The sequence below is a fragment of the Dellaglioa algida genome, assembly GCF_030127605.1.
Lineage (GTDB): Bacteria > Bacillota > Bacilli > Lactobacillales > Lactobacillaceae > Dellaglioa > Dellaglioa algida.
The window spans coordinates 12,544-23,731 of the sequence record NZ_JANXLE010000004.1 but is presented as its reverse complement, the minus strand read 5'-3'; the positions used below and the strand labels follow the sequence as shown (position 1 = coordinate 23,731).

Sequence of the window (11,188 nt, the reverse complement as noted above, 5' to 3'; positions counted from 1 at the left end):
AAAAAATGGCACAAAAAAATCCAAGATTAATCATCCTGGATTTAAATAAACTTTATTCGACTTCTTTTAAGCGGGCGACGAGAATCGAACTCGCGACATCAGCTTGGGAAGCTGGAATTTTACCACTAAACTACGCCCGCAGAACGTTGCTTAGTATAGCATATTTCCCCATCTTTGTCATAATTAATTAAGCCAGCTCGTTTTCTGACTTTTGTTCAAGATCTAATCGTTTCAAATTTTTAACGGCCTTCACGTATGAATAAATCAAAACGACACATGATCCACCCCACGCTAACGGGTTTGCAAAGCACGCCCCGGCATACCCAAATGCTCCAGCCAAAAAGATTGCCGCAAAAGATCGCATTAATAACTCAACAACCCCAGCAACCGTAGGTATAATACTTTGTCCCAGTCCTTGAAGGGTATACCTAATAACAAACAAGACTGATAACAGAAGATAAAACGACCCATTAATATTAAAATAAACCTGTGACAACGCCACAACTTTTGGTGCGTTGTTTCCAACAAACAAGGTCACTAACTGCTGACCAAATAAGATAACTAGTAAACTCGCGATAACGCTAAAAGTTCCTGACATTAATAAACATTTTTTAACGCCATCCAAGACTCGGCTATATTTTTTCGCACCATAGTTCTGAGCCGTAAAAGTAGCCATCCCGATTCCAAAAGACATCATTGGTTGCGTAGACAGTTGATCAATCTTTGATGCGGCCGTTGTACTTGCAACCGCAGTAGTACCCAACCCATTTAATGCGGATTGCAACATAATCGCGCCAATCGCAATAATTGAGGCTTGAAAAGCCATTGGTAAAGCAACGTAAAGATGTTCATTAATATTTTTCATTGTAATTTCTTTAAAATGATGATGACCAATATGTAAGATCGGAATTTTCCGATAAATATAAACTAAACAAAATACAACAGAACACGATTGCGCAATGATTGTTGCAAAACCAGCTCCCGCTACGCCCCAATGGAAGACTAAAATAAATAATAATTCTAAGCCAACATTAATAATACTAGCAAATATTAAAAAATATAGTGGTGTACGACTGTCACCTAATGCTCGAATAACATTCGATAAAATATTAAACGCCATTGACGCAAAGATACCACCAAAAATGATACTTATAAACGTTTGAGCATCTCCAAATATTTCGGGTGGCGTCTTCATAAGTGTTAAAATATCTTTTACAAAAAATAAACTGACTGCTGTTAAAACAATTGTCGCAACTAAACTAATTAAAAGCCCAGCCGCAAAACTCTTTCTAACACCACGGTAGTCTTTCGCACCAAAACGTTGTGCGGTGATAATAGACAGGCCGGCAGTCAATCCTTGCGCAAACCCAATAATTAAAAATTGAATACTCCCGGTTGATCCGACTGCGGCCAATGCGTCTACACCTAAAGTTTGTCCGACGATTAATGTATCCGAAATACTGTACAATTGTTGAAATAAATTACCTACCAATAATGGTATTGTAAACATAAAAATTAATTTTGCTGGATTTCCCGATGTTAACGATCGCAAATAAGCCCCTTCTTTACTCTAAATTTTGTTTAATACCCTTTTTCGTTCAATAATAAAATAAATTTTTTCTTGAATTCCGCCCTGTCTTGATTAGAAAATGCACTCGGTCCTTTTGTCCGTTGACCTGATTTTCTTGCCATAGCGCTCATATATCTTGAATCCAACATGCGGTCAATATTATCATTGGTATATTCAAAACCCTTATGGTGCATAACAATCACACCTTTAGGTAATAAGAGTGATGCGAGTCCATAGTCTTGCGTAATAACGATATCCTTTTTTTCAGCTAATTTAACAATTCGATAATCTGCCGCATCCGGTCCCTGATCCACATAACTAACTGAAACATATTCGGGATATTCCTTGGTCGAAAAATGTGGCGTACTTGTTATCAACAAGACGTTGATATTCCTGAGCCCTGCTTCATCAATGACTTCTTTTTTTACTGGAGACGCATCCCCATCAATAATAATTTTCAATTCATGACCTCTCACATCTAGTAAAAAAACCTTCAAAGAATAACCTCTTGAAAGTTTTATTTAGCTTCTGATTTTAATAATGCTTTAATAGCCGGAATTTGGCCCAAACTATCGATGGCATTACTAGGCATCACAACAGTATTCGCATCGCTTTTTGCAAGCTCTTTAAATGCTTCAATGTTCTGACTAATAAAATAGCCATCATGAACTTTATTTAATGAAAGATTAACGGCATCAATTCGGTATGCTTCAGCATCGGCAGTCTTTTTAACGGCCTCCGCTTTAGCTTGTGCAGAATTAACCCATGCATCGTTATCAGCCTTGTTTTTTAGCGCAACTGATTTACTGTAACCTTCGGCCTCAGCAACGGTTGCATCACGATTTCTAGCAGCCTTCAATAATTTATTCATTGAATCTTGAATTTCAACTGAGGGTTTAACCGTATCAATGTTGATACGGTCGACATTTAAGCCGTACCCGGCTGTAACATTTGAAATTTCGCCAAACAAGCCGCGGTTAATTTCTTGCGTTCCGTTTAAAACTTCATCCAACATTTTATTTCCGATAATACCACGCAATGATGCACGTGTATCCTGTATCATACTGCGCACAGAATCCTCATTTTTAAATACAAAATCTTGAATATCAGTAACGTGATATTTCAACGAAATTTTAACTTCAATCTCAGCGTTATCTTTTGTAATAACCACCTGTTTATCAAGATCTAGAGGTTGTTGCGCCGTGCTGACACGAATTACGGAAGAAATAAATGGTTTAATGAAATGTAACCCTGGAGCTAACGTCGTCTCATATTTTCCTAGAGTGATGACAACCCCTTGATGTGGTTGTCTAATAATTCTAATTGTTGCGGGTAAAATAAGCACCAATAAAACAACAATAATAATAACAGCTAAAAGTCCCAACATAATATATAACCACCTTTATATTTTTTTAACGTTTAATCCTTCAACATGTGTGCCGATAATCTGAACGGTATCCCCAATTTCCAATGTTTCCTCACTGAAGTAGTGGTAATAGATACCAAAAAAAGTAATGGTTCCTTGAATATTGTCATGATCAATTTTAAATTTTCGATTAATTAGTCGCTCATCAATAATTGATTCCTTATCCATATGAAAACCCTCCATTTGTTACTCTTAACGTATCTTATTTAGACCACAAAATCAATTTATTCTATTGTCGAAAGTAAATTCTTTACGATCTAAAATAGTCACTTTATCTATATGTTTTTCAATTTGCTTATCCTCAGGTGGCAACTGTAAATAATCACCGTATAGACGGCTCAAAATAGCATCGTAAGCACTTAGAATCGTTACCGTAAGGTTTTCAAAAGGAACTTCAACTACGGTTGCCAATTCCTTTTCTGAAAGCAATTCTTTTTCATATGAATACTGTGAAGCTAAATTTTTATATTCCTGAATGGTCTCATCTTGATTGTAAGTCCTTGCTAGCTCATCCCTTTTTTCTTTATATTCCCTTGTTTTACGACTTTGGTCAGGTTGCATCTTTCTAATTTTTGCGGTAATTTCAGTGTCTATCAATCGATAATTACTTGCTAAAATAATTTTAGCATTAAGATATTTATATCGAGACTGTTGAATCGACCGTTCAACATCTCCCATCGGTATTTTATCAAACGGAAAGATATCAACAAAGACACCTTTTCTCGCATCATTTATATTTCTTTTCTCTTCAATATATATTGACTCATCTAGTAGTTTTGCGTAACCAAACGCATAGTTTTGGTCACTTTGATCCGTTTGTAGAAAATAATAAGGCTGACTGAGCTCAGCAGGTGCAACCTGTAAGAATCGGTCGTAATCCTCCCGTACCATACCAATATCGACATCATCATCCCATGGAATAAATCCTTGATGCCTGACCGCGCCAAGTAAACTACCACCAATCATAAAATATTTAATTTGATTTTTTTGACAAATTTCAATAATTTCCTGAATTAAATCCAATTCCACTTTGTGTAGTTCTTCAATTTCCATTTTTATCACCCTATGTCGTCTGATTTCTTTTCCTAATTGTACCAAATTAAATACAAAACACGAAAACATTTAATTTCTATTAAGCTAATCATTTTCATTACTTTATTTATTCGCATCATGTTATGCTTAATCTATTAAATAAAAGGGGTGTCCAAATGCAAGAAACCATTATTGACTTAATCGGCCAACATGGCTATCTAGGTGTTGCGTTACTCATCGCAATTGAAAACATTTTCCCACCTATTCCTTCCGAAATCATTTTAACGTTTGCTGGATTTATGACATTATCAAGCAATCTTGAACCAGTTGGTCTCATCTTATCTGCTACGGTCGGTGCGACCATTGGTGCTTTAATTCTATACTCAATTGGCCGTTTTTTAAGTACTGACCGCTTAAATCGTTTTTTTGCGAGTAAGTATGGCTCATGGCTTGGTCTAAAACCGGTTCATATTGAAAAGGCCACCGAATTTTTCGTAAAATATGACAATCGAGCCGTTTTCTTGGGCCGTTTCGTGCCAATTGTCCGCAGTTTGATTTCAATACCCGCTGGTATTACAAAATATAAGTTACGTTTCTTTATTCCATTAACATTCTTTGGAACATTAATCTGGAATACTGCATTGATTTATCTCGGCGCATTTGCCGGTAATGCATGGGCGAAAGTTGCTGCAACGGTTGATATTTTCGCCACATTAGTTGGGATTGTTTTAATCATCCTGTCATTCTTTGGTATTTATAAATTAATCAAATTAAATAGAGACAAAAAAAACGATTAAATTCAAATAATGAATTTAATCGTTTTTAATACTTTTATTTTTCAAAAAGTTGGGTTAATCTTCCGCAACATCGATAGCTTCTAATAAAATGTTCAGTTCTGAGCATTCTCTTTCAAGCGATTTCTCCTCTTGGAAAAAGCTATCTCGAATTGATGATTGTTGTCTGTTTCCAATGTTACTTCTAAGATCAGCAAGTTTTTGCATTGCTGCTTGATACTCACTCATAATATCAAGTTTACACCTACTCATTATGTTACGCCTCCGAATGATGACAACTATTTATTGCCAGTATTAATTATTTATAAGGTCTAATTTAACACTTTTTCAATTGCTTGTTAACCCCTTAAATATTACCGTTCTGTTACAAAATAAAAAAGATATCGCAATGCGATATCTTCCTCACTTTATAGTCTTCTTTTTGACATTTTCTTCTTACATTAATGACTGAACGTCACGCGCAATTACTAATTCTTCATCAGTAGGTATGGCGAAAACTTTAACGGCAGATTCTGGCGTACTAAGCATTACCTGTTCACCCATTTTTTCATTATTTTCGGCATCAAACCCAATACCTAAGTAAGATAAATGTTCTATTACACGGCGACGAACGATACGATCATTTTCACCAAGTCCGGCTGTGAAAATAATGCCATCAACGCCCTGCATTTCTGCGATGTATTGGCCAATATATTTAATGATATTTTGAACGTAGATTTTTACTGCTAAATCGGCACGCGGATTTTTACCTAGTTGCGCTTTAACGTCACGCATATCGGGAGAAATACCTGAAATACCAAGTAAACCTGACTTACGATTCAAAATGTTGACCATTTCATCTATATCCGTAATTTTTAATTGTCTCATCATGTAAGCGACCAATGACACGTCTACGTCTCCAGAGCGCGTTGCCATTGTGATACCAGCAAGTGGTGTGAAGCCCATTGATGTATCAATAGATTTACCACCAACAGTCGCTGTAATGGATGCCCCAGCACCCAAATGTAAAGTAATCAATTTTAATTCTTTAGGATCCTTATCGAATAACTTTTCAGCTTCTGAAACAACATAACGAACGCTTGTGCCATGGGCACCATAACGTCTTGCGCCATACTTTTCATACCATTCATAAGGAACACTATACATGTAACTTTCTTCAGGCATTGTTTGATGAAATGCTGTATCAAATACTGCGACACTCGTTGCAGTAGGTAAGATTTCTTCAAAGGCTTGAATACCTAAAAGGTTCGCCGGATTGTGTAATGGTGCTAATTCTGATAATTCATCAATTTTTGCAATCGTATCAGCATTCACTAATGTTGATTTTTTAAAGAATTCACCACCAGCAACGACACGATGACCAACACCAGATATCTCGTTAAAATCAGCAATAATATCTAATTGAAGTAAAAGTTTTAATAATAATTGGACCCCAACCGAATGATTATCTATATCTAATACATCTTCATATTTTTTACCATTATCATACTTAATTGTAAGAATTGAGTCTTTAAGTCCTATTCTTTCAATCAATCCTTTGGCAATGACGGTTTCTTCCGGCATACTAAACAATTGAAATTTCAAACTTGAACTACCTGCGTTGATTGCAATAATTTTTGACATATTCTTCCTCCAGTTATGATTTCGTTTAATTAATATTATTATACTGTTTATATTACTTTAATCCCAAAAAAACGCAATCAAAATCTATTATATTTTCAGTAATGTATTATGCTAGCATACCTCTTTTAGAAAACGCATACAATATTTTTCAAAAAAATAATGGTACACGGAATTTTATCTTCCGTCTACCATTATTTTTTGTCCGAATTCTCTCATTAATCCAAGCAAATCCACGACTTTACCTTCACCTAAAACGTCTACCCAAGTATCAAATCTTTTTTTGATTGACTCGGTAACAACACGTTCTACTTTTGCACCTTGATCAGATAAACGTAAATTTATTCTTCTTCTATCAATCGTGTCTTGTTCTTGATAGATATATTGTAATTGTTTCAAAACGTTCAATTGGCGCGCAATCGCACTCCTTGAAACATTTCTTTTTTTTGCAATATCAACCATGCTAATGTTTTCAGTATTTTGAATATCTTTTAAAATTAAAAACTGTTCAAAAGACAAATTATACTCACTAGTAGGTTGTGAGATAAATCCTTCCACATACTTAAATGTTCCCAAATACATGTCAATATAGTCTTCCATTAACTTAGTTGTTGTCATTGCTAATTCTCCTCTTGCATACGTTTACGTATAGTTAAATTTAGCACACAACACGGTTAATTACTATCCTAAATGATTGTATTTTTATTTTTCTGCTTGTTCAGTTTGCGCAGCCAATTGTTTGCGATTTACAAAAACCCAAATTGCACCCAATACGACGACCATGACCATTAATGCGAGTACTGATCCAATCATGCCCGTACCTTGGCTATTAATTGCATAGGTAAAGCCGTTTAAAACATGTGTAACAGGTAAGAATGCTGCAAACACTTGATAAGCATTTGATAACATTGTATTTGGAATAACTTGTCCTGTGATAACTAATTGAACAAGTAATAATGCTAGTGATAAGAGAATTCCCATCGTTCCAAAAAGTTCATCGATAACGACACATAGGAGCGTAAAGATTAATCCTGAAAGGAATGTAAAGATTACAAAACTAATTGGATGTTCGATTGTTACACCAAAGAATAATGTTAACAACAGAACGCCCGCTGTTTGAATAGAAGAGATGAATAGCATTAAGAAAAGATTTTGTAACCAATTTGGTGACAATTCATTTTTCTTACGGTATCTGAATAAAATTAATTGAGTCACGATTGCACCAACAAATAATGATAATACAATCACTAATGGGGCAAACGTATTCTTCAACGTTTTAGCAAGATTGTCGCTTTCAACCTGAGTTTTAACAGGTTCAACGAATTGTGCCACATTTTTTGGTGATGAGTTAATATTACCAACTTGTGCTGCACCATCGGCTAATTTAGTATTCAATAATGTGACACCTGCATCTGCTGTTCCTAATCCATCTGTTACTTGTTTTGATCCATCGGCTAATTTTTTCGAACCATCTGCCAATTGTGGACTAGCTGCTGCTAATTGTGTTTCACCGTCTGTTAATTGTGAGCTAGCAGCCGTTAATTGTGAACCACCTGCTGTTAACTGTGAACCACCTGCTGCTAATTGTGGCGTAGCGGCCGTTAATTGTGAGCCACCGTCAACAATTTTATCAGAACCCGCTTTTAACTGAGTTCCACCCGCAACTAATGTTTGTGTTCCGGCTTCAAGTTGTCCGCCAGCTGTAACAAGTTTTTGTGAACCAGCCTTAAGCGCCGATACACCACTTGTTAAGGTAGGAACGTTACTGTTTAATTGATTAATCCCACCTGCTACTTGAGAAGTTCCGGCCGTATAAGCTAAAATCCCAGCAGATAACTTACCGACACTATTTGTCATGATTGATTGATTAATTGTATCTTTAATTGTTTGTGCACTTGTTGTATCAACGCTTGATCCATTAACGCTAGCGTTTAATTTCTTAGCAACATCTTCATTTGAATTAGAAGCTGTTACTAACTCATCAATTTGATCACTTAAGTCTTTTGTATCACCCAAGAGACCAATCATTGAATCACTCGTTAATGTATCTGTACTATTTAATAATGCATTAGCGTGCGTTGTAATTGTATCAAATTTAGTTAAGAGGTCTTTAAGATCCACGTTACCCATCGTTGATTTAAATTCAGCCATGAGTGAACCCATCTCACCCATAGTCTTCTCTAGGATAGCTTTTGTTGTTAATAAATTATCTTTTATTCCATTTGCATTTGTACCAACTTTTTCAATATCTTTACCAGTCGTTGTAACTTGTTTCAAGACTGCATTTTTTTCATCTTGACTCATCGTCGTTGATGCATTAATTAATTCACTAACTTTATCATTAGAACTTGTGGCCATGCCATTATAAATTAATGCGCTTGCCATCTTACCAGTTGTACTTGCATTAATTTTATTCAGTTGAGCCTGTACAGTCTCTAACTGATCGCCTGCCGCCATTAATTGTTCTACCAAGGCAGGTAATGCTTTCAATGTCGTCATTGACTCTTGAATTTCAGCAAGTTCGGCCTTTAATTCTTTTGATCCTTGTCGTGCATTTTTTATTTGTGAGATAAGTTCTGGAATATGTTCAATAATTTCACTGCGGGCTCTCAGCTTCGTTTGAATTTGTGTAACACCCGTTTTAATCCCAGTTGAGTATGCTGTTAATCCTGCAACGGCCATGGGTAATGATTGACTACCCGACATTCCTGCAGCTAACGTTTTTACCCCACTGTTTAAGGCTGATGAATTAGAATCAAGCGTGCTTGCTCCAGCGGCTAATTTATCAACACCACCCGCTAAGGTTGCGCCTCCACTTTGTAAAGTAGATAATCCAGCATCTAATGTTTTATTCCCATCAACATACTGAGTGACACCGTCTGATAATTTTGGTGCACTAGCAACAAGTGTATTAATACCGGTTGATAGTTGTTGGTTCCCATTAACTAAAGTACCTACACCGTTTGTATACGTATTTACACCATTAGCATACGTATTTACACCGTCAGCCAATGTATCAACACCATTAGTATACGTATTTAATCCGGTTTTTAATGTTTGATTTCCCTTATCAAAGGTCACCATGCTTGTTGCTAATGTATCTAAATTTCTTGTAACCTCTTTACTCCCGTTCTTAAGCTTGATTGTTCCTTTGTTCAACGTTTTAACTCCGGTTGAGGCTTCTTTAACGCCTGACCCTAATTGTTGAACAGAACCAAGTAATGCGGAATCATATGCTTTTTGAATATTCGTAAGAACTTGTGTTTTCAATTGTTCGGCCACTTGTTTTGTAATTAATTGAGAAACGTAGTTATTTGTATCTGATTGCTTAGTTTTTAACAAACTTACTTTTGGTGTTTCATCAAGTGCTGTTGTTGCATTTGATGAAAAATCATTTGGTAAGGTGACCGACATTGTATAATCACCTGAATCTAAATGCTTCTTTGCAGTATCTGCACTGACAAACTCCCATTTCGCTTGTTTATTGGTCTTGAGAATTTTAGTAACTTCCTCACCAACATTTATTTTTTTACCTTTGAATGATGCTTCTTTATCGTTATTTATAATAGCTACTTTTAAATTACCCGTGTCCATTTGTTGCTTGCTTGAAACCAATTTATACGTCCCGTATGCAATTAAACTCGGGATTAAGCACGCGATTGCAATGTAGCCAATCAACCTCTTATTCTTTGACATAAGTTCTTTGAACAAAATCATCCACCCTTTCTATTTTAGTTAATGGCATTAACGATTATTTACTTCGTTAACCTCGTTAACAATATTATGACTATATTCGTTTTCAATTCTTTTGTCAAATGATTTTACAAAAAAATTCCACTCAATAGCAATGAGTGGAATCCCTTATAATTTAATTTTTGATCAAATAGTAATAGATAAATTGACCAGGTGCAATAAGAATTAATCCGGCAAATTGAACAACGAAAATTAATAATTTAGTCACATTTTCAGTTGAAATTTCACGCGTATTCATTTCCTGTCTCGACTGCGGCGTCTCATTCTCTTTATCTTTTTTTATTTCTTTTTGATTAAATCCATTTAATTCAAGATTGTATGGATAAAAAGTTAAAAAATTTAATATCAAATAATAATTGATTAATAACCGCCAATTTGGTGCACTCCACAAGTTCCCAATCGCTAAAAGAATGATTAAAGGAACCAACCCTTTAAGTAAAGATACTGAATAATATTTAAATCGTTTCACAATGACCCTCCAGAGATTTTTCTTGTTCACTCTAGATTAGCATAATTTAATCAAAAACGCTGATACTTAGTGAAAACCTTTAGTATTTATTAAGTTAATTATCCAGTTGTAATAACTTATTTACCCTAATTCTTGATCGATTTACAGCAATCATCGTCACAACGTAAAGTGTGACAAAAAAAGAGGTTTCGATGGTCGTTCCAATAAAGGCACAAACAAGCGCCAGTGAGAACAAAATATTACCAAGAATCTGCCATTTTCGTTTCTCAATTGCGTAATCCGCTAATATTTTAGTTTCTTCTGGGCCTAATGAATCCACACTTCTAACATTAGCCTGACGTACTTTGGTTAATTGTAATGACAATCTAATATTATAAATAATCAATATTGCCATAATTAAATACAAAATTGTTTCCATTAGCACCCCTACTCTCTTCTTAGTTTAATACAGCTACCCTTTAATCACTTTTTCCTCTATACTTAATTTATGCCGTAAAATAATAAAAGAGTTGCTAAGATACCGC

General features: G+C 35.3%; 12 protein-coding genes and 1 tRNA gene. 1 reads left to right on the top strand and 12 read right to left on the bottom strand.

Annotation, left to right across the window (positions count from 1 at the left end):
- Positions 1–69: 69 nt before the first annotated feature.
- The 6 genes from N0K73_RS04235 to N0K73_RS04210 form a co-directional block, all read right to left on the bottom strand.
- Positions 70–140, bottom strand: a tRNA-Gly gene (locus tag N0K73_RS04235).
- 47 nt (positions 141–187) lie between these two features.
- Complete coding sequence (locus N0K73_RS04230; protein ID WP_181647465.1) at positions 188–1,552, bottom strand: MATE family efflux transporter; 1,365 nt, start codon at positions 1,550–1,552, stop codon at positions 188–190.
- A gap of 29 nt (positions 1,553–1,581) precedes the next feature.
- Complete coding sequence (locus N0K73_RS04225; RefSeq protein WP_112251616.1) at positions 1,582–2,031, bottom strand: YaiI/YqxD family protein; 450 nt, start codon at positions 2,029–2,031, stop codon at positions 1,582–1,584.
- Positions 2,032–2,087: 56 nt separating this feature from the next.
- Positions 2,088–2,957 carry an SPFH domain-containing protein gene (locus N0K73_RS04220; RefSeq protein WP_057973346.1) on the bottom strand — a complete coding sequence of 290 codons (870 nt, stop codon included), beginning with the start codon at positions 2,955–2,957 and terminating at the stop codon, positions 2,088–2,090.
- A 15-nt stretch (positions 2,958–2,972) separates the two neighbouring features.
- A complete protein-coding gene (locus N0K73_RS04215; RefSeq protein WP_057973345.1) occupies positions 2,973–3,164 on the bottom strand; it encodes a hypothetical protein in 192 nt (63 codons plus the stop codon).
- A gap of 51 nt (positions 3,165–3,215) precedes the next feature.
- Entirely contained in the window at positions 3,216–4,049 is an 834-nt protein-coding gene (locus N0K73_RS04210; protein WP_112251590.1) for a LicD family protein, read from the bottom strand.
- Positions 4,050–4,204: 155 nt separating this feature from the next.
- Between N0K73_RS04210 and N0K73_RS04205 the strand changes: the two genes are divergently transcribed.
- The gene (locus tag N0K73_RS04205; RefSeq protein ID WP_057973344.1) at positions 4,205–4,825 is read left to right on the top strand and encodes a DedA family protein; all 621 of its coding nucleotides are present in this window, start codon (positions 4,205–4,207) and stop codon (positions 4,823–4,825) included.
- 54 nt (positions 4,826–4,879) lie between these two features.
- Here the strand turns inward: N0K73_RS04205 and N0K73_RS04200 are convergent, their stop codons facing one another.
- From N0K73_RS04200 to N0K73_RS04175, 6 genes are all read right to left on the bottom strand, one after another.
- A complete protein-coding gene (locus tag N0K73_RS04200; RefSeq protein WP_057973343.1) occupies positions 4,880–5,074 on the bottom strand; it encodes a hypothetical protein in 195 nt (64 codons plus the stop codon).
- 183 nt (positions 5,075–5,257) lie between these two features.
- On the bottom strand, positions 5,258–6,445 hold the full coding sequence (locus N0K73_RS04195; protein ID WP_057973342.1) for an acetate/propionate family kinase: 1,188 nt from the start codon (positions 6,443–6,445) through the stop codon (positions 5,258–5,260).
- 174 nt (positions 6,446–6,619) lie between these two features.
- A complete protein-coding gene (locus tag N0K73_RS04190) occupies positions 6,620–7,060 on the bottom strand; it encodes a MarR family transcriptional regulator (RefSeq protein WP_057973341.1) in 441 nt (146 codons plus the stop codon).
- Positions 7,061–7,144: 84 nt separating this feature from the next.
- Complete coding sequence (locus tag N0K73_RS04185) at positions 7,145–10,153, bottom strand: YhgE/Pip domain-containing protein (protein ID WP_181647463.1); 3,009 nt, start codon at positions 10,151–10,153, stop codon at positions 7,145–7,147.
- 157 nt (positions 10,154–10,310) lie between these two features.
- Positions 10,311–10,664, bottom strand: coding sequence for a hypothetical protein (locus N0K73_RS04180; protein WP_112251586.1), 354 nt, complete (start codon positions 10,662–10,664; stop codon positions 10,311–10,313).
- A gap of 94 nt (positions 10,665–10,758) precedes the next feature.
- Positions 10,759–11,082, bottom strand: a complete 324-nt coding sequence (locus N0K73_RS04175) for a hypothetical protein (RefSeq protein ID WP_057973338.1) — start codon at positions 11,080–11,082, stop codon at positions 10,759–10,761.
- Positions 11,083–11,188: the final 106 nt, after the last annotated feature.